18 protein-coding genes and 1 pseudogene are annotated in these 17,567 nt (G+C 70.3%); 4 read left to right on the forward strand and 15 right to left on the reverse strand.

Annotated features, from left to right (window positions below; genetic code table 11):
* From ACBJ32_RS36020 to ACBJ32_RS36030, 3 genes and pseudogenes are all read left to right on the forward strand, one after another.
* Positions 1-640 (forward strand): annotated as a pseudogene (locus ACBJ32_RS36020) (NADH-quinone oxidoreductase subunit D); the annotation flags it as partial.
* Complete coding sequence (locus ACBJ32_RS36025; protein ID WP_375130543.1) at positions 637-1,764, forward strand: acyltransferase; 1,128 nt, start codon at positions 637-639, stop codon at positions 1,762-1,764. The pseudogene ACBJ32_RS36020 and the gene ACBJ32_RS36025, both read left to right, overlap by 4 nt.
* Positions 1,757-1,942, forward strand: a complete 186-nt coding sequence (locus ACBJ32_RS36030) for a hypothetical protein (RefSeq protein WP_375130544.1) — start codon at positions 1,757-1,759, stop codon at positions 1,940-1,942. The genes ACBJ32_RS36025 and ACBJ32_RS36030 overlap by 8 nt, the downstream gene beginning before the upstream one ends.
* Here the strand turns inward: ACBJ32_RS36030 and ACBJ32_RS36035 are convergent.
* From ACBJ32_RS36035 to dacB, 11 genes are all read right to left on the reverse strand, one after another.
* Positions 1,939-2,394: a DUF3180 domain-containing protein gene (locus ACBJ32_RS36035; protein WP_375130545.1), complete on the reverse strand. Its 456-nt coding sequence runs from the start codon at positions 2,392-2,394 to the stop codon at positions 1,939-1,941. The genes ACBJ32_RS36030 and ACBJ32_RS36035 overlap by 4 nt on opposite strands.
* Positions 2,391-2,894 (reverse strand): 2-amino-4-hydroxy-6-hydroxymethyldihydropteridine diphosphokinase, encoded by a 504-nt coding sequence (gene folK, locus ACBJ32_RS36040; RefSeq protein WP_375130546.1) that lies wholly within the window; start codon positions 2,892-2,894, stop codon positions 2,391-2,393. The genes ACBJ32_RS36035 and folK overlap by 4 nt, the downstream gene beginning before the upstream one ends.
* Positions 2,891-3,256 carry a dihydroneopterin aldolase gene (gene folB / locus ACBJ32_RS36045; protein ID WP_357881079.1) on the reverse strand — a complete coding sequence of 122 codons (366 nt, stop codon included), beginning with the start codon at positions 3,254-3,256 and terminating at the stop codon, positions 2,891-2,893. Before folB ends, folK begins: the two co-directional genes overlap by 4 nt.
* A complete protein-coding gene (locus ACBJ32_RS36050) occupies positions 3,246-3,692 on the reverse strand; it encodes a nuclear transport factor 2 family protein (RefSeq protein WP_357881076.1) in 447 nt (148 codons plus the stop codon). Before ACBJ32_RS36050 ends, folB begins: the two co-directional genes overlap by 11 nt.
* Positions 3,689-4,495, reverse strand: a complete 807-nt coding sequence (folP, locus tag ACBJ32_RS36055; RefSeq protein ID WP_357881169.1) for a dihydropteroate synthase — start codon at positions 4,493-4,495, stop codon at positions 3,689-3,691. Before folP ends, ACBJ32_RS36050 begins: the two co-directional genes overlap by 4 nt.
* Positions 4,496-4,615: 120 nt before the next feature.
* Positions 4,616-5,194 (reverse strand): GTP cyclohydrolase I FolE, encoded by a 579-nt coding sequence (folE, locus tag ACBJ32_RS36060; RefSeq protein ID WP_357881073.1) that lies wholly within the window; start codon positions 5,192-5,194, stop codon positions 4,616-4,618.
* On the reverse strand, positions 5,191-7,185 hold the full coding sequence (gene ftsH, locus ACBJ32_RS36065) for an ATP-dependent zinc metalloprotease FtsH (RefSeq protein WP_357881070.1): 1,995 nt from the start codon (positions 7,183-7,185) through the stop codon (positions 5,191-5,193). Before ftsH ends, folE begins: the two co-directional genes overlap by 4 nt.
* Before the next feature lie 237 nt (positions 7,186-7,422).
* A complete protein-coding gene (gene hpt, locus ACBJ32_RS36070; RefSeq protein WP_253755145.1) occupies positions 7,423-7,974 on the reverse strand; it encodes a hypoxanthine phosphoribosyltransferase in 552 nt (183 codons plus the stop codon).
* Between the two features lie 10 nt (positions 7,975-7,984).
* Positions 7,985-8,986 carry a tRNA lysidine(34) synthetase TilS gene (gene tilS, locus ACBJ32_RS36075; protein WP_375130547.1) on the reverse strand — a complete coding sequence of 334 codons (1,002 nt, stop codon included), beginning with the start codon at positions 8,984-8,986 and terminating at the stop codon, positions 7,985-7,987.
* 195 nt (positions 8,987-9,181) lie between these two features.
* Positions 9,182-10,258, reverse strand: coding sequence for a zinc-dependent metalloprotease (locus ACBJ32_RS36080; RefSeq protein WP_357881064.1), 1,077 nt, complete (start codon positions 10,256-10,258; stop codon positions 9,182-9,184).
* Between the two features lie 69 nt (positions 10,259-10,327).
* Complete coding sequence (dacB, locus tag ACBJ32_RS36085; RefSeq protein WP_375130548.1) at positions 10,328-11,752, reverse strand: D-alanyl-D-alanine carboxypeptidase/D-alanyl-D-alanine-endopeptidase; 1,425 nt, start codon at positions 11,750-11,752, stop codon at positions 10,328-10,330.
* Positions 11,753-11,835: 83 nt separating this feature from the next.
* Between dacB and ACBJ32_RS36090 the strand changes: the two genes are divergently transcribed.
* Positions 11,836-12,327, forward strand: a complete 492-nt coding sequence (locus ACBJ32_RS36090; RefSeq protein WP_043615308.1) for an inorganic diphosphatase — start codon at positions 11,836-11,838, stop codon at positions 12,325-12,327.
* A gap of 6 nt (positions 12,328-12,333) precedes the next feature.
* Here the strand turns inward: ACBJ32_RS36090 and ACBJ32_RS36095 are convergent, their stop codons facing one another.
* The 4 genes from ACBJ32_RS36095 to ACBJ32_RS36110 form a co-directional block, all read right to left on the reverse strand.
* Positions 12,334-13,434, reverse strand: coding sequence for an NlpC/P60 family protein (locus ACBJ32_RS36095; protein WP_375130549.1), 1,101 nt, complete (start codon positions 13,432-13,434; stop codon positions 12,334-12,336).
* Positions 13,435-13,513: 79 nt separating this feature from the next.
* Complete coding sequence (locus ACBJ32_RS36100) at positions 13,514-14,929, reverse strand: RNA polymerase sigma factor (RefSeq protein ID WP_375130550.1); 1,416 nt, start codon at positions 14,927-14,929, stop codon at positions 13,514-13,516.
* Between the two features lie 135 nt (positions 14,930-15,064).
* The gene (locus ACBJ32_RS36105) at positions 15,065-15,868 is read right to left on the reverse strand and encodes a hypothetical protein (RefSeq protein ID WP_375130551.1); all 804 of its coding nucleotides are present in this window, start codon (positions 15,866-15,868) and stop codon (positions 15,065-15,067) included.
* 64 nt (positions 15,869-15,932) lie between these two features.
* Complete coding sequence (locus tag ACBJ32_RS36110) at positions 15,933-17,543, reverse strand: ABC-F family ATP-binding cassette domain-containing protein (RefSeq protein WP_375130552.1); 1,611 nt, start codon at positions 17,541-17,543, stop codon at positions 15,933-15,935.
* Positions 17,544-17,567: the final 24 nt, after the last annotated feature.

A 17,567-nucleotide genomic window follows, 5' to 3' on the forward strand; every position in this document is an offset into this window, starting at 1 on the left:
CGGCGGGCTGAAGGAGGACCTGCCGTACGGCTGGCTCGACCGCGTCTCCGCCACCGTCGCGCAGACCCGCAGCCGGGTCCCCGACATCGAGAACCTCATCCTGCACAACGAGATCTTCATCGCCCGCACCAAGGGCGTGGGGGTGCTGACGCGCGAGCAGATCATGCAGTACGGCGTCAGCGGCCCCATCGCCCGCGCCTCCGGGATGGACCTCGACCTGCGGCGCGACGATCCGTACCTGGCCTATCCCGAGCTGCCCGTCAAGGTCGTCACCCGCGGCGCCGGCGACTGCCACGCCCGCTTCGAGGTGCTGCTCGAACAGCTCAAGGTCTCGCTCGACCTGGCCGACGCGTGCGTCGACCGGCTGCGCTCGCTGCCGCCCGGGCCGATCAACCAGCGGCTGCCGAAGGTGCTCAAGGTGCCCGAGGGCCACACGTACGCGTGGACGGAGAACCCGCTCGGCATCAACGGCTACTACCTGGTCTCCAAGGGCGACAAGACGCCGTGGCGGCTCAAGCTGCGCTCGGCCTCCTACAGCAACCTCCAGGTGCTGCGCGAGATGCTCCCCGGGCATCTCGTGGCCGACATGGTGGCGATCCTCGGCTCCATGTTCTTCGTGGTGGGTGACATCGATAAGTGAACGCCCAGGAACGCGACAAGTACGTCGATTGGCTACGGGCGCTCAGCCTGATCGTCGTGGTGGTCTGGCACTGGGCCTTCACGATCCTCGACTGGAAGCCGCACGGGCCCGAGCCCACCAGCCCGCTGGGCTTCACCAGCGGGTTGTGGATCCTCACCTGGCTGCTGCAGGTGCTGCCGCTGTTCTTCTACGTCGGCGGCCACGTGCACCTGCTGTCCTGGCACCGGGCCAGGGCGCGCGGCACCGGCATCGGCGCGTTCGTCTGGCGGCGCATCCGCGCGCTGGCCTTACCCGCGCTGTTCCTGTCCGGGGTGTGGATCGTCATCGGGGCGGTGGTGACGTACACCTTCGAGGTGGACTGGATGTGGCGGGTGGTGCTGCTGGTGCTCAGCCCGCTGTGGTTCCTCGGCGTCTACCTCGTGCTCATCGCGCTGCTGCCCCTCGCGCTCTGGCTGCACCAGCGTTACGACGTGCTGACCCTCATCTGGCTCGGCGGCGCGGCACTGGTGGTGGACGTGCTGCGCTTCCGGTACGGGATCGAGTGGGCGGCCTGGCTGAACATGATCATCGTCTGGGGGCTGGCGCACCAGGCGGGCTTCTTCTACGACCGCGTCGTGGCGCTGCCCAGGCGCTACGACATCGCGCTGCTGTGGACCGGGCTGTTCGCCCTGTTCGGGCTGGTCTACTCGGGCATCTACCCGGGCTCGATGGTGGGGGTCCCCGGCGACAAGTTCTCCAACATGGCGCCGCCCACGTTCGTGATCGTGGCGCTGCTGCTGTTCCAGATCGGGCTGGTCGAGGTGCTCCGGCCGGCCATGGAGCGGGTGCTGGAACGGCCGCGCTGGCGGCGGCTGAACGGCTTCATCAACCGGTACTCGCTGCCGCTGTTCCTGTTCCACACCACCGGGATGGCGATCTCCCTGGGGCTGTCGTGGTGGTTGTTCGGCACGCTGGAGGACCGGATCCCGCCGGACTCGGTGTGGTGGCTGGAGCGGCCGATCGCCATCATCGGGCCGCTCATCTGCACCGCCCCGGTCATCTACCTCTTCGGCCGCCGGCGGGCCCCCGTCAGGCAAACGCAGGACACGGATGTCAGCGGATCCATAAGCTCTGACCATGGCTGACATCGCCTTCCGGGCCAACGCCGAAGACGAGCGGATCATTCGGACCGCGCTGCGGGAAGGTGAGCGGCCGAGCGACGTCCTGCGCCGCGCGCTGCGCCTGCTGCAGCGCGAGATGTGGCACGACCGCCTGCTCACCGGCAGTTTCCGCCCGGTCGAGGGCCTGCCGGACGAGCGCTAGTCGCGAGGACGGTCCTCCGGCTCCTTGGGGATGCGGCAGGCGTGCTCCAGGTAGAGCGCGGCGCAGACCAGCACCACGCACGACACGAACGAGCCCGTCGCGACGAAGAACTCGCCGCGTGGCGTCTCCCGATCGAGGATCTGCACGGTGTGCAGGGCGAACCCGGCGAACACCCCGCCGAACACCGCCCCCGCGTACGCCGAGGCCTTCGCCAGCGCCGCCAGCCTGGCCACCGCCAGCGGCTCCACCGGCTTGGTGCCCGGCTTCCTGGCGATCCTGGCCTTGGTGGCCCAGCCGCTGTAGGCCTCGCCGAGAGCAAGCAGCAGCACCGTGGGGATCGCCGTCCAGGGCATGAGCGGCAGGTCGGAGTAGATCGGCCTGATCACGACCCAGGTGAGCAGGGCCATGACGACGACGATGCCGACCAGGGGGCCGGGGTGGGTGGGTTTCAATCGGGCCTCTGCAGCTTCAGGTCCTCGCGCAGGCGTACGCCCTGCTCGTCGAGCTCCTGGAGGAGATCCGCCACCCGGCCGCGGCCGGGCACCTCGCCCTCCGGGTCGGCCTTCGACCAGGGCACCAGCACGAACGCGCGCTCGTGCGCCCGCGGGTGCGGCAACGTGAGGTCGGGGTCGTCGCAGACGGTCTCGCCCACCACGATCAGGTCGATGTCGAGCGTGCGCGGCCCCCAGCGCTCCACGCGCTCGCGGCCGAAGGCGTTCTCGACGCTCTGCGCCCGCTCCAGCAGCGTGCGCGGGGCGAGCGTGGTCTCGGCGACCACGATCGCGTTGAGGTACGGGCGCTGCCCGCCGGGCCCGCCGACCGGGTCGGTCTCGTAGACCGGTGACGCCGTGACGAACTCCAGCCCCGGCGCGTCGAACAGCGTGTCCACGGCACCCTGCAACGTCTGGAACCGGCGTCCCAGGTTGCTGCCGAGAGAGAGCACCACCTTCATGCGCGGCTCCGCTCGATCGTGACGACCACGTCGTCGAAGGGCAGCGGGATCGGCGCCGCCGGCTTGTGCACGCTCACCTCGGCCTTGCGCACCAGCTCGCTGGCCAGGCACACGTCGGCCAGCCGCTGCGCGAGCGTCTCGATCAGCTCGACCGGCTCGCCCTCCACCACCTCGACCAGCGCCTGCGCCAGCTCCCCGTAGTGGACGGTCTTGGTCAGGTCGTCGCCGGCCGCGGCCGGCGCGGTGTCGAGGAACAGGGTCGCGTCCACCACGAACTCCTGCCCGAGCTCCCGCTCGGCAGCGAGCACGCCGTGCCTGCCCCGGGCCCGCAGGCCCTTGAGAGCGATGCGATCAAGGCTCAAGCTCGCCTTCCTCCTCCTCGTCGTCGTCGCCCTGGAGGACCGGGGAGCCGTGGTGCATCCACAGCCGCCAGCCCTGCGAGGTGCGGATGTAGACGTTGCTGGCCACCACCTTGCCCGCGGCGAAGCTGGCCTCGCCCTCCTCGCCCGCGGTCAGGATGTTCTCCACGCAGGTCAGGACGGCCACGTCACCCAGCACGGTCGTGTTGACGTCGGTCAGCACGAACTGGATGTAGGTGGTGTTCGCCATGATCAGGGCCCAGGAGCGCAGCACCTCCTGGCGGCCCGCCAGCAGGGTCCAGCCCGGGTGCACGCAGCTCACCTGGTCGTCAGTGGTGTCCTCGGCCCAGATCTCGGTCATCTTGTCCAGGTCCGCGCTCTCTATCGCGGCGTAGAACTCCTGGTTGACCGTCTCGATCGCGGCGGTGTCGACGCTCATGTGCCTGCTCCGGCTCTCTTCCATGCGGCCGCCACGCGCACGGCATCGGCGTTGGGACCTACCTCGTGCACGCGTACGCACCAGGCGCCGGCGTGCGCCGCCAGCGCGGTGACCGCCAGCGTGGCGTCGTCGCTGCGGCTGAACGGCCGTGGCGTGCCGTCGGGATCGGCCAGCAGCCGCCCCAGGAAACGTTTGCGCGATGCCCCGATGAGCAGCGGGAAGCCCAGCTCGGCCAGGCGCGGGATGCCCGCCAGCACGGCCCAGTTGTGCTCGGCGTTCTTGGCGAAGCCGAGGCCGGGGTCGAGCACGACCTGCTCCGGCGTGACCCCTTCGGCCAGCACCAGGTCCACCCGCTTGCTCAGCTCCTCCCGCACCTCCGTCACCACGTCGGCGTAGACGGCGCGCGAGTACATGTCGTGGCTGTGGCCGCGCCAGTGCATCACGACGTACGTGACCCCGGTCGCGGCGACCACGCGCGGCATCTCCGGGTCGGCCAGGCCGCCGCTCACGTCGTTGACGATCCGCGCGCCCGCCTCCACCGCGGCCTTGGCTACCTCGGCGCGCATCGTGTCGACGCTGACCACCACCCCCTCGGCGGACAGCGCCCTGATCACCGGGACGACCCGGGCCAGCTCCTCGTCCATGGACACCCTGGCCGCGCCCGGGCGGGTGGACTCGCCGCCCACGTCGACGATGTCGGCGCCCTCGCGCACCAGCTCAAAGCCGTGCTGGATGGCGGCCGCCTCGTCGAACCACATGCCGCCGTCGCTGAACGAATCGGGCGTCACGTTGACCACACCCATGACGAGGCACCGCTCCGCACCTCCCGGCACGCTGATGGGCACGCTAGTCATGGGCCAAGCCTAGGCGCTTGCCCACACCTGGTGACATCGTGGGTACCCCGTTCGGTCTCCAGCGGCTCGTCAGCGCCCCAGGATCAGCGCCATGGCCTCGGATCGGGTCTTGTCGCTGGTGCGGAAGTCGCCGCGGACGGCCGAGGTGACGGTCTTGGCGCCCGGCTTGCGTACGCCGCGCATCGTCATGCACAGGTGCTCGCACTCCACGACCACGATGACGCCGCGCGGCTCCAGCACCCGCATGAGCGCGTCGGCGATCTGGGAGGTCATGCGCTCCTGCACCTGGGGGCGGCGGGCGAACACGTCCACCAGGCGCGCGAGCTTCGACAGGCCGGTGACCTGGCCCCGCTCGTTGGGGATGTAGCCCACGTGGGCCAGGCCGTGGAACGGGACGAGGTGGTGCTCGCAGGTCGAGTAGACCTCGATGTCCCGGACGAGCACCATCTCGTCGTGGTCGACGTCGAAGACCTTGTTCAGCACGTCTTCGGGCGTCTGGCCGAGCCCCGAATACTGCTCGGCCATGGCTCTGGCGACCCGGGCGGGCGTCTCGATCAGGCCGTCACGGTCGGGATCCTCGCCGATGGCGTAGAGGATCTCGCGTACGGCCTTCTCGATCCGCCCGAGGTCGACGTCGTGCTGAGTCACGCACTGTCCCCGGAAGGCAGCGCGTCCTGGCGGCCCGTGGTGAGCGAGCCGTTGGCCGACTGCTCCTTCGGGGTCAGGATCGGCGGGCGGTCGGACGGGAGCCGCTTGCCGTAACCCGCGTACGACGGGCGGTGCTCCTTGACGACCACCGGGGCGAAGATCTGCAGCACCTGGTCGCGGGAGAGGGTCTCCTTCTCCATGAGCTCCAGCACCAGGTTGTCGAGCACGTCGCGGTACTCGACCAGGATGTCCCACGCCTGGTCGTGCGCCGACTCGATCATCCGGCGGACCTCCTCGTCGATCGTGGAGGCGATCTTCTCGGAGTAGTCGCGCTCGTGGCCCATCTCGCGGCCCAGGAAGACCTCCGCCTGGCCGGTGCCGAACTTACGGGCGCCGAGCTGCTCGCTCATGCCGTACTCGGTCACCATGCGGCGGGCGACGGCCGTGGCCTTCTCGATGTCGTTGGAGGCGCCGGTGGTGGGCTCGTGGAAGACGAGCTCCTCCGCCGCGCGGCCGCCGAGCAGCATCGCGAGCTGGTCCATCATCTCGGACCTGGTGGCCAGGAACTTGTCCTCCATCGGCAGCGTCATCGTGTAACCGAGGGCGCGGCCGCGGGACAGGATCGTGATCTTGTGGACCGGGTCGGAGTTCGGCAGCGCGTGCGCCACCAGCGCGTGACCGCCCTCGTGGTAGGCGATCATCTTCTTCTCCTTGTCGGACATGACCCGCGTCTTGCGCTCGGGCCCTGCCATGACACGGTCGATCGACTCCTCCAGGACGTCCATCGTGATCAGCTTCTGGTCGGCCCGCGCGGTGAGCAGGGCTGCCTCGTTGATCACGTTGGCCAGGTCGGCGCCGGTGAAGCCGGGCGTGCGGCGCGCGATGACGTCGAGGTCGACGTCGGGCGCGAACGGCTTGCCGCGGCCGTGCACCTTGAGGATGCCCTTGCGGCCCTCCAGGTCGGGGCGGTCGACGGTGACCTGACGGTCGAAGCGACCAGGACGCAGCAGCGCCGGGTCGAGGATGTCGGGCCGGTTCGTCGCGGCGATGAGGATCACGCCGCCCTTGACGTCGAAGCCGTCCATCTCGACGAGCAGCTGGTTCAGCGTCTGCTCGCGCTCGTCGTGACCGCCGCCCAGGCCGGCGCCGCGGTGGCGGCCGACGGCGTCGATCTCGTCGATGAAGATGATCGCCGGGGCGTTCGCCTTCGCCTGCTCGAACAGGTCGCGGACACGCGAGGCGCCGACACCGACGAACATCTCGACGAAGTCGGAACCGGAGATCGAGTAGAACGGCACGCCGGCCTCACCGGCGACCGCGCGGGCCAGCAGCGTCTTACCGGTGCCGGGCGGGCCGTACAGCAGCACACCCTTGGGGATCTTGGCGCCGATCGCCTGGAACTTGGCCGGGGCCTGAAGGAACTCCTTGATCTCCTGGAGCTCCTCGATGGCCTCGTCGGCGCCGGCCACGTCGGCGAACGTGGTCTTGGGAGTGTCCTTGGTGATCAGCTTCGCCTTCGACTTGCCGAAGTTCATCACCCGGGAGCCGCCGCCCTGCATCTGGTTCATGATGAACAGGAAGATCAGCACGATGATGACGATCGGCAGGAAGCTCACCAGAAGGCTGAGCAGGATGTTCTCCTGAGGCACCTCGGTGGTGAAGCTCTTCGTCTTGCCCGCGTCCACCTGAGCCTGGAGCTCGTCGGTCAGCTTGCTGCCGTACCCGGTGACCCAGCTCGACTGGATCAGCTTCGTCGGCGCGTCACCCGGCTTGACCGAGATCGGGTTGACCAGCGTCGCCTCGATCCGGTTGTCCTTGTCGATAACCTTGGCGTTGCTGACGTTTCCGGACCGAATCTGCTGAAGAACCAAGGACGTGTCGGCCGTCTTGAAATTCCCGCCCCCGCTCCAGAGCTGGGTGACGAGGAGGAGCAGCACGACGATGCCCAGGATCCACAGCAGTGGCCCACGTGTAAATCGCTTGAGATCCATCCGATGCGGAACCCCTTGCGGGCCCGTCCCTTCCTGACCATGGCCTGGAACCCCGGGCACGCCCGGGGCCGCGGCATCCGGCACCGCGACTTCTGACTACCCGAAGGGGACGCGTGGTCACCCTCCCGGAGTCTGAAGGTACACCGGCAGCGCGCACGGAGGGACCGCCCGCTACACCGGTCTTGCCCTATCAACGTACGTCACGTTGGGCGGTGTTCCCGGCCATGGCAGAGATTGCTACTTGTAAACGTGTGGGGCCAGAGTTCCGATGAACGGAAGGTTCCGGTATCGCTCGGCGTAGTCGAGGCCATAACCGATGACGAACTCGTTGGGAATGTCGAAGCCAACGTATTTGACGTCGATGGGCACCTTCACCGCGTCGGGTTTGCGCAGCGCGGCGCAGATCTCCAGCGACGCCGGATTGCGCGACTTCAGGTTTTCCAGCAACCAGTGCAGGGTCAGGCCGGAGTCGATGATGTCCTCGACGATCAGCACGTGACGGTTCAAGATGTCGGTGTCGAGGTCCTTCAGCACGCGGACGACGCCGGACGACTTGGTGCCCGCTCCGTACGACGACACCGCCATCCAGTCCATCTGCACCGGCACGTGCAAAGCTCTGGCCAGGTCGGCCATCACCATGACGGCGCCCTTCAACACGCCCACGAGCAGGACGTCCTTGCCCGCGTAATCCTCGTCGATCCGGCCGGCAAGCTCTTTGATCTTGGCCTGGAGCTCGTCCTCTGGAATGAGCACCTTTTCCAGGTCATTGCCCATGTCGGCAGCGTCCACCTGTGGTTCCTTACGCGATGGGACTGATGGCGAATATCAGGGTGCCATACCGCCGGACGGCCGACAGACCCCCCGGCAGGTCAACGGCTTTCTGCCCGCGCCAGTGCGTGATCAGCCGGTCCACGGCCAGTACATGGGTGGCCGACAGACCGCCGGACGGGGATCCGGCTGCGATCGCCGCCCGCCGCAACACGCGGCGCCGCACGGCGGCGGGCAGTTTTTCCAACTCGGCCACGGTCAGCTTTACCGACTCGCCGATATCGCTAAGAGCGCAATTCTGGAACGCCGACTCGGCCCACTCGTCGAGCGCGTCCGCGTCCTCCCGCGCCAGCGCCGCCGTACGCGCCAGCGCCTCCGCCACCCCGGGGCCCAGCTCGTCCTCCAGGACCGGGAGCACGGTGCGGCGGACGCGGACCCGCGTGTACCTCGGGTCCTCGTTGTGGGGGTCGTCCCAGGGGGTGAGGTTCTGGGCACGGCAGGCGGCCTCGGTGGTCTGCCTGGGGAGGCCGAGCAGGGGTCTGCGGTAGCGGCCCGACCTGGCGGCCATGCCGGACAGGGAGCGGGTGCCGCTGCCCCGGGCCAGGCCCAGCAGGACCGTCTCCGCCTGGTCGTCCCTGGTGTGGCCGAGCAGGACGGCCGCCGCCTCCAGCCTGCCGGCCGCCTCGTCGAGCGCGGCGTACCTGGCCTCCCTGGCCGCCGCCTCCGGGCCGCCCTCCTTGCCCACGGTGACGGTGAGGACCTCCGCCGGGGTCAGGCCCATGCCCTCCGCCAGGTCCCTGACCGTCGCGGCGCGGTCCTTCGAACCGGGCTGGAGCTGGTGGTCGACAGTGAGGAGGCCGGCGCGCAGGCGCATGCGGGGGGCCACGAAGGCCAGGGCGGCGGCCAGTGCCAGGGAGTCGGCTCCGCCGCTGCAGGCCGCCAGGACCAGGGCGTCCTGGTCCACGTCGGCCAGGGCCTCGCGGACTGCTCGGCGGACGTCGGCTACGGCTGGATGTGGGCCCACGGGTGACATCGTCGCACCTGACGCGTCATGCGCGATCCAACGCGGCTCCGGCGCTTCGCCCACCCGTATGGGCCCGGCACCGTCCAAGGGCGCCGGACACCGCCGCACCACGTCCCACCGCCGCGGCCGTGCGAGTGCAACGTGTGTTGTGGGCGCACGGTAAGCCTGCCGACGCGGCGCTGCGAGCGCGGCGCGTGGCGAGGGTCAGGCCGGGAGTGCCGGGGTGCCGATGACGCGGCTGATCCAGGCGTTCGGGTCGGCGATCTCCTGGGTGGTGGGGAGGGTCTCCGGGGAGGTCCAGACCTTGTTGAAGCCGTCCATCCCCACCCGGTCCACCACCGTGCGCACGAAGGCCGAGCCCTCCGCGTACTGCTTCATCTTGACCTCGATCCCCAGCAGCCGCCGCACCGTGCGGTCGAGGCGGGAGCCGCCCTCGCGCCGCTGGGCGAACTTGGAGCGGATCTCGGCCACCGACGGCACCACCGACGGGCCCACCGCGTCCATGACGAAGTCGCCGTGGCCCTCCACGAGGGTCATGACGGCGGTGAGGCGGTCGAGGATCTCCTTCTGGCCGGGCGACTGGATGGCGTCGATGAGGTTGCCCTCGCCGCCGCGCACCACGTCGGCCACCGTGTCGGCGGCGTTGCGGAGGCGTTCGAGGAGGGTGGGCAGGTCGAGGTCGGAGGCGAGCAGGAACTCGGTCATCTGCGAGCGGACGTACTCGCGCAGCCACGTCACCCCGGTGAACTGCACGCGGTGCGTCTCCTCGTGGAGGCAGACCCACAGGCGGAAGTCGTGCGGGTTGACGTTCATCTCGCGCTCGGCGTGGACGATGTTGGGCGCGACGAGCGTCAGCCGGCCGACGGGCTCCTGACCGGTGGGGTCCGGCGGGAGGAAGAGCTCGTACTGGCCGAGCACGCGGGAGGCGAGGAAGGCCAGGACGGCGCCGACCTCGACGCCCGTGATGCGGGAGCCGACGGCGGTGACGATGGCCGGCGCCTGGTTGGCCCCGGAGGTCATGCGCTGCGTGAGCGGCTCGAGGACCACGCGGAAGCCCTGGACGTTGGCCTTGATCCAGCCGGGCCGGTCGACGACGGTGGCCGGCTGTGGCGCGGCCTCTGTGTGAATCTTGGTGAATTGCCGGACGTGGCCCTCGGCCTCGCGCGACAGGGTGCGGAGCTCGGCGACGGCCTGCCTGGCCTCCTCCCGGCTCACCTGAGGGCCGGGGCGCACCAGGCGCGTGCCGGTCGTGACGGCCAGATCCCAGTCGATCACCTGCATACCGTCCACCGTACGTGCTTCTGGCCGAGCGTGGGCGAAGGAGTCCGTACGCGTTCCGCGCGGGTCGGTTCAGGAGCGGGCGACGATGGCGGCCAGGCGGTCGAGTACGGGTTCGGCGTTGACCGGCACGCGGTCGGCCATGAACGCGTACGTGACCAGCCGTCCGTCCTTGGTCGTGGCCAGCCCGGCCAGCGTGTTGACGTGGTTGAGCGTGCCCGTCTTGGCGCGGACGAGGCCGACCTGGCCCTTGCTGTCGCTGCCGACGAAGCGGCGGCCGTTGCCGAGCGTGCCGGAGAAGCCGGCGATCGGCATGCCGGAGGCGACGGCGTGCAGGCCGGGGTGGGCGGGGGAACCGGACAGGGCGATGGCCTTGGCCAGGGCGTTGGGGCTGATGCGGTTGCGGATGGACAGGCCGCTGCCGTCGTCGAGGGAGACGCCCTGGGCGATCCCGAGGCGTTGCATGACCGCGGCGACCGCCTTGGCGCCGCCCGCGAAGGACGCCTCCTGGCCCTCCTTGATGGCGACGTGGCGCATCAGGGCCTCGGCCATGTCGTTGTCGCTGTGGGTGAGGGTGTGCTCCACGAGGGCGTAGAGGGGGGCGGAGTCCACCCGGCCCAGCTCCGCCGCGCCGGCGGGGGCCTTGGCCTGGCGTACGGACCCGGTGACCTTGATGCCGTACTTGGTGAGCAGCCTGGCGAAGGCGTCGGCGGCGTACCGGGGCGGGTCGGGGACGCGGGGGCTGCGGAAGCGGGGGTCCTGGCGGCCCACGTCCATGGTCAGGGCGTGGACCGGGGCCACCTCGCCGTCGGGGATGTAGTTGGGCTTCCAGCCGGCCGCCTTGGCGGTGCCGGTGAACAGTGACGTGTCGTAGGACAGGGTGATCTTGCGTACGCCCTGCGACTTGAGCGTCGCGGCGGTGCGGGAGGCGAGCGTGGCGAGGCTGGCCTGCTTCGGGTAGCCGCTCTGCTTGGCGGTGGGGCCGGCGAGGAGGGGGTCGCCGCCGCCGACGAGGACGACGGTGCCGGGCGCGGAGCCCTGGACGGCCCTGGTGGAGAAGCGGGTGTCGGGGCCGAGCGCAGCCAGGGCCGCGGAACAGGTGATGATCTTGGTGGTGGAGGCGGGGGTGACGGCGGCGTCGGGGTTGGCGGCGAAGAGCTGCTCCCCGGTGGCGGTGTCGATGACCGCGACGCCGACGCGGTCGCCGAGCGCATCGTCACCCAGCGCGCTGGCCAACTGCTTCGTCAAAGTACCCTTAGTCGGGAGAGGTCCGTCTCCGGGCTTCACCGGAAGCTGGGCCAGCACAGGCCCCGCGGTGACGACGGGGACGGAGGGAGTGCCTTCCGCCGGTGACGCCGTCGGCTTGGTCGGTGAAGACCCGCTCGTCAGCGCGCTCAGGCTGAACTCGGTGGTCATCGCGTAAACGCCGATGACGATCGTGAGGATCTGGAGCACGGCGAGGGTGGTCAGCATCACCAACCGGTCGCGCCGCGCCACGTCGCCTGCCCTCTCTCTGTGTTCGCCTACGAGACATTAACGCCCAGCCGGGGGTGCCCGGGGGCCTGAGCGGAGGAACCGCGGTGGAGTTCGACGTTGTCGTTGAGATTCCCAAGGGGCAACGGAACAAGTACGAAGTGGACCACGAGACCGGGAAGATCAGGCTTGACCGGCTCCTGTTCACCTCCACGCAGTATCCCGCCGACTACGGCTTCATCGAGAACACCCTCGGCGAGGACGGCGACCCGCTCGACGCGCTGGTGCTGCTCCAGGAGCCGACGTTCCCGGGCTGCTACATCACGTGCCGGGCGGTGGGGATGTTCCGGATGACGGACGAGAAGGGCGGTGACGACAAGGTGCTGTGCGTGCCGTCCACCGACCCCCGGATGCACCACATCCAGGACATCCATCACGTGTCGGAGTTCGACCGGCTGGAGATCCAGCACTTCTTCGAGGTCTACAAGGACCTCGAGCCCGGCAAGTCCGTCGAGGGCGCCAACTGGGTGGGCCGCATCGAGGCCGAGGCCGAGATCGAGCGCTCCTTCCGCCGCGCCAAGGAGGAGGGCCACCACTAGGCCTCCTCAGCGGGGCCTGGTGGCGCCCACCAGGTCCCCGCGCCAGATCGAGGCGACCCGCACCACGTCGCCGGTCTGCGGGGCGTGCACCATCTGGTCGCGCCCGACGTAGATCCCGACGTGGTGGATGGTCGACGGGTCGCCGTTGTGGGCGAAGAACAGCAGGTCGCCGCGGCGTAGCTGGTCGAGCGGCACGTGCGGGCCCGAGGTCCACTGGGTGCCGGTCCAGTGGTCGAGCCGGACGCCCGCCTTCTCCCAGGCCCGCATCGACAGCCCTGAGCAGTCGTAGGTCTCGGGCCCGTCGGCGGCCCACACGTACGGCTTGCCGAGCTGGGTGAGCGCCCAGTTGGCCGCCACGTCGCCCATCGCCGAGCCGCCGCCGACCAGCCCCGACAGCGCCACCTGGCGCCGCCTGGCCAGCAGCTCCGCGCGGCTGCGCGCCGCGTCCACCGCGCGCTGCAGGCTCTCCTTGCGGGCCGTGAGCTGCCTGGTCTCGCGCCGCTGGCCCAGCACCGCCTCCTCGGCGGCAAGTTTGGCCTGCCGGGCGCGTTCCGCCGCCTCCTGCCTGGCCGTGTGGGCGGCGGCGGCCTGGGCTCGCAGGATCGCCGCGACCTCCTGGGCGTCACGCATCCGGCCGAGGACGGCCGCCCGCTCGTCGTTGAGGTGACCGAGCACGCCCGCACGGTGCAGGAACCCGTCCGTGCCGCCCCGGTCGGACAGCATGCCGACGATCGGGTGCACCATCCCGAGCCCGCCGTAGCTCTCCGACGCCAGCAGCGCCACGGCCTGCCTGGCCCGCTCCGCCTCCGCGTCGGCCGCCGCCAGCCGGACCCCGGCCTGCTGGTGGGCCAGCTCGGCCTGCCGCAGCCGGACGACCTCCCCGTTGTACGCCTCCACCAGCCGCTCCACCTCGGCCGCCAGCGCGTCCAGGCGCGACTGGGCGGTCGCCAGCTCGGCGGTCGTCCGGCTCAGCTCCTTGGAGCGCTCACGTACGGTCTGCCGGGCCTTCTGGACATCACGGGAGGAGGGCCCCCGATCGGCCTCCACCGGCGGGCACAGGCTCATCAGCAGGCAGCCTGCGAGGAGCCCCGCCCGATATGCGCGCATAGGTCCCCCTGAAACCAATGGTTACTCTATGCACACAGTTCCCGCCGGTTCGCGCACGTAACGTAAAGGTCCGACAGCCTCAGGAGGTCGTCTGCGAGGGCGTGCCCGGGGGCTCCTCCGTGGGCGTGGGGGTGGCCGGCTCCGTCGGCGTGGCGGTCGGGGTGGGGGTCTGGCTGGGGGTCGGCGTGGGAGTCGGGGTCGGGGTCGGGGTCGGGCAGGGGGTGCGGGTGCTCGGGTCGGACGGCTTCGGCTCCTCCGGGGGGCTGCCGGGCGGCGGCTCCGACGGCCGGCCGGGATCCGTGGGCTCGGGCTCCTCGTACTCGTCCGGAGGCTCCGTGGGCGGCGGGCCGCTGGTCGGCGACGACTGCACGTGCGACGGCACGGCGGGGGGCGGCGCCTGCGTCGAAGGTGACGGCGAACCGGTCACCCCGAGGGGCTGCGTGGTGGCGTTGTCGACGATGGGGACCACGGTCAGCGGCTCATCCTGCGGGTTCGCCTGCCAGGGCAGCCGGATGCCCGGCGGCTCGCCCGTCGCCGGGAACGCGGCCGTCGCGATGCCTGTGACCCCACCGTTGTCCCTTCCGATCCGATCGAAGATCATCGCTATCGCCACCACGGCCGCGACCGCCGCCAGCGCGCCTGCCAGCGCCTGAGGCCACCGCCGAACCTGCCGTTCCGCTGGAACGGGAAACCCGGCGGCTCCCAGCACACCCGTACGCCTGGCGACGTAACGGCGGTAGGGCAGCAGCTCGGGGTCGGCGAAGCAGCTCATCACCCTGATGCGCAGCGACTCGGGCAGCACGGCGCCGGGCAGCAGGTCGTAGACCTTGGCGGGCGACACCTCCCGGGTGCGGTGCGGGGCGCAGGTCTCGCAGCGCGGCAGGTGCTTGACCAGGTGCTCGCGCATCTCCTGGGTCAGCTCGCCCGCGAAGCCCGCCAGGATGCGGGCGCGGCGCGGGCAGTCGTACGGGCCCTTCCTGGCCAGGACCTCGGCCGTGATCGCGTCGCGCAGGAGCTCGCCGGCCTCCTCCAGGAGCAGTCCGAGCTGGCGCGGCGGGAGGCCGACGACCTGGGCCAGGTCGTCGGCGGGCAGCCCGTGCCGGTGGACCAGCTCCAGCACCTCGCGCTCGGCCACGGGCAGGCTCTGGACGGCGTTCCAGGCCATGACGCGCACGTCGGCGTCCGCAGGATCGTCCAGCGGCGGCGCCTCGGCCAGGCCTTCGGCGGCGCCCGGTGGCGCGGCGGCGCGGCGGCGCAGGCACTCGACCCTGGCCAGCGCGTACAGCCAGGGGCGCAGCCGCTCGGGGTCGGCGAGCGCGCCGGCGTGCGCCTCGGCGGCGATCAGCGTGTCACGCAGCGCCACCTGGGCGCTCTCGGCGCTCAGCAGCAGGGACCAGCAGTAGCGGTAGACGCTCTCCGCGTGGGCGTCATAGAGCGCGGACAGTGCTCCTGGATCACGGGCGCGGAGTGCTTCGACCAGGACGCGGTCATTCATGTGACTTAAGGTAATGGATCGGTAACTAGTAGTTCTACCTGTTCACGACGATGGCATGGGCTTGTCTGGCGGAGCGGCCGGATTTCGTACGCATAATGCGCACGGTCACCATCGATGGCCCGATTTTTGCGGAAATCACTGCTTATATTCAGAGACGATCTGCGTGCTGCGGTCCACGGCGAACGGCTCGGTCGTCGGCTTGACCGTGTGCACGGGCACGGCCCCGCTGAGCACCAGCTCCTCGTAGGGGCGGCCGGTGGATCCCCAGGTCCTGGCGGTGATCTCGGTGGTGGCCACGGCGGCGCCCTTCGGCAGGCCGCTCACCGTGAGGATGAAGCGCGGCGGGCTGCCCGCCTCCACCTCGTCCACGAACGTGCTGCCGCCGCCGAGCAGCTTGCCCGCCTTGTCGCGCAGCAGCGCGTTCACGACCAGCGTGCTCGCCGGTATTTTATAAGGGTTATCCACATATCCCGTAATAAGGTACGTGCCATCTTTCTGGCGCATTGTCTGGACACGCGAGGTCGGGAACCGCTGGAACGCCGAGGCGATCCGCGCCGCCTGCCGCCACTGCGCGGGCCGGTACTGGATCGTCACCTTCGCCGGCTTCTGGGTGGCGCTGGCCTGGCCGGTGAAGGCCAGCGACCCGCCCGGCGGCACGGCGTCGAGCGGCTGGTCCATCCTGACCACCTCGGCGCCCCGGGCGTCGTGCCCGACGATCGTGGCCACCACGTGCTCGCCGAAGTGCCACGGATTGGCGTTGCTGAGCACGCCCGCCCAGGTGACGGCGTACCCGTCGGCGGACTTGACGATGTTGGAGGCCTGCTCCTTGAGAGCGAGCGGCTTGAGCTGCTGGACGGGCTTCTCCTCGCTCGCACACGCGGACAAGGAGATCGCCCCCAGTGCGACAAGAAGGCTGACGGTACGGCTGCGCGGGATCACTTTGCCGTGATAACCCGAGCATGGGCCCGGCCGGGGCGGGACACGCGCCAGCCGTACCGAACCTTTAACGCGGGCGCACCACCCGCGACTCGTCCCAGACCGGCTCCGGCGACTCGTAGACCGTGCCGTCGGAGCCGAAGACCAGGTAACGGTCGAAGTCGGCGGCGAACCACCGGTCGTGGGTGACCGCCAGCACCGTGCCGTCGAACGCCTCCAAGCCGGCCTGGAGAGCCTCCGCGCTGGCCAGGTCGAGGTTGTCGGTCGGCTCGTCGAGCAGCAGCAGCGTGGCCCCCGACAGCTCCAGCAGCAGGATCTGCAGGCGTGCCTGCTGCCCGCCGGACAGCGTGTCGAAGCGCTGCTCGGCGATCAGCCCGGCCAGCTCGTAGCGGGCCAGGATCTTCATGGCCTCGTTCTTGAGCCTGGCGTGCTCGGTCATGACGATCTCGACGGGGGTGCGGCCGAGCAGGTCGGGGCGGGCGTGGGTCTGGGCGAAGTGGCCGGGGACCACCCGGGCGCCCAGCCTGGCGCCGCCCTCGTGGGCGACCGGCTCGCCCGCCAGCAGGCGCAGGAAGTGCGACTTGCCGGAGCCGTTGGAGCCGAGGACCGCGACGCGCTCGCCGTACCAGACCTCCAGGTCGAAGGGGCGCATCAGGCCGGTGAGCTCCAGCCCCTCGCAGATCACCGCCCGCTTGCCGGTGCGGCCGCCGCGCAGGCGCATCTTGATGTTCTGCTCGCTCGGCGCCACCTCGGGCGGCCCGGCCTCCTCGAACTTGCGCAGCCGCGTCTGGGCCGCGTGGTAGGCCGGGGCCATGCCGTCGTTGTAGCGGGCCTTGTTCTTCAGCATGTTGACCAGGGCCTTGAGCTTGGCGTGCTCCTCGTCCCAGCGCCTGCGCAGCTCGTCGAGGCGCTCGTTGCGGGCCTTGCGGGCCTCGGCGTACGTGGTGAAGCCGCCACCGTGGATCCAGATGTTGCCGGACTCGACGGTGATGATGCGGTCGGCGGAGTTCGCCAGGAGCTGGCGGTCGTGGCTGACCAGCAGCACGGTCTTGGGCGTCTCCTTGAGCTGCTGCTCCAGCCACTCCTTGCCGGGGACGTCGAGGTAGTTGTCGGGCTCGTCGAGCAGCAGGGTCTGGTCGGGGCCGCGCAGCAGCGCCTCCAGGACCAGGCGCTTCTGCTCGCCGCCTGACAGCGTCGACACGTCCCGATATTTCAGCCTTTCGAAGGGCACGCCGAGGGCGGCCACCGTACAGGTGTCCCAGAGCACCTCGATGTCGTAACCGCCGGCGTCGGTGTAGTCGCTGATGGCCTGCGCGTAACGCATCTGCGTCTTCTCGTCGTCGCGCTCCATCATCACCAGTTCGGCCGCGTCGAGCCGCTCGGCCGCCTGCCGCACGGCGGGCGGCGCCACGCCCAGCAGCAGGTCGCGCACGTTGCTGCCGTCGCGCACGCTGCCGATGAACTGCCGCATCACGCCCAGCCCGCCGGAGCTGGCCACGCTGCCCTCGACCGGCTGGAGGTCGCCGGCGATCAGGCGCATCAGCGTGGTCTTGCCCGCGCCGTTGGGCCCGACCAGCGCCGCCTTGACGCCTTCGCCGATCCTGAAGGACACGTCGTTGAGCAGGGGACGCCCGTCAGGCAGCACGTACGTCAGATGTCCTACTTCAACGTGGCCCATCCCGGCAGGTTAACGGGCGGCCCG

This window comes from Nonomuraea sp. GTA35, assembly GCF_041950525.1.
GTDB lineage: Bacteria > Actinomycetota > Actinomycetes > Streptosporangiales > Streptosporangiaceae > Nonomuraea.

Bases quoted from the DNA above. Each gene is read 5' to 3' on its own strand.
- ACBJ32_RS36030 (WP_375130544.1), top strand. From the start codon at position 1,757: ATGGCTGACATCGCCTTCCGGGCCAACGCCGAAGACGAGCGGATCATT.
- folK (WP_375130546.1), bottom strand. From the start codon at position 2,894: ATGAAGGTGGTGCTCTCTCTCGGCAGCAACCTGGGACGCCGGTTCCAG.
- ACBJ32_RS36050 (WP_357881076.1), bottom strand. From the start codon at position 3,692: ATGAGCGTCGACACCGCCGCGATCGAGACGGTCAACCAGGAGTTCTAC.
- folP (WP_357881169.1), bottom strand. From the start codon at position 4,495: ATGGGTGTGGTCAACGTGACGCCCGATTCGTTCAGCGACGGCGGCATG.
- ftsH (WP_357881070.1), bottom strand. From the start codon at position 7,185: ATGGATCTCAAGCGATTTACACGTGGGCCACTGCTGTGGATCCTGGGC.
- tilS (WP_375130547.1), bottom strand. From the start codon at position 8,986: ATGTCACCCGTGGGCCCACATCCAGCCGTAGCCGACGTCCGCCGAGCA.
- ACBJ32_RS36080 (WP_357881064.1), bottom strand. From the start codon at position 10,258: ATGCAGGTGATCGACTGGGATCTGGCCGTCACGACCGGCACGCGCCTG.
- ACBJ32_RS36095 (WP_375130549.1), bottom strand. From the start codon at position 13,434: ATGCGCGCATATCGGGCGGGGCTCCTCGCAGGCTGCCTGCTGATGAGC.
- ACBJ32_RS36100 (WP_375130550.1), bottom strand. From the start codon at position 14,929: ATGAATGACCGCGTCCTGGTCGAAGCACTCCGCGCCCGTGATCCAGGA.
- ACBJ32_RS36110 (WP_375130552.1), bottom strand. From the start codon at position 17,543: ATGGGCCACGTTGAAGTAGGACATCTGACGTACGTGCTGCCTGACGGG.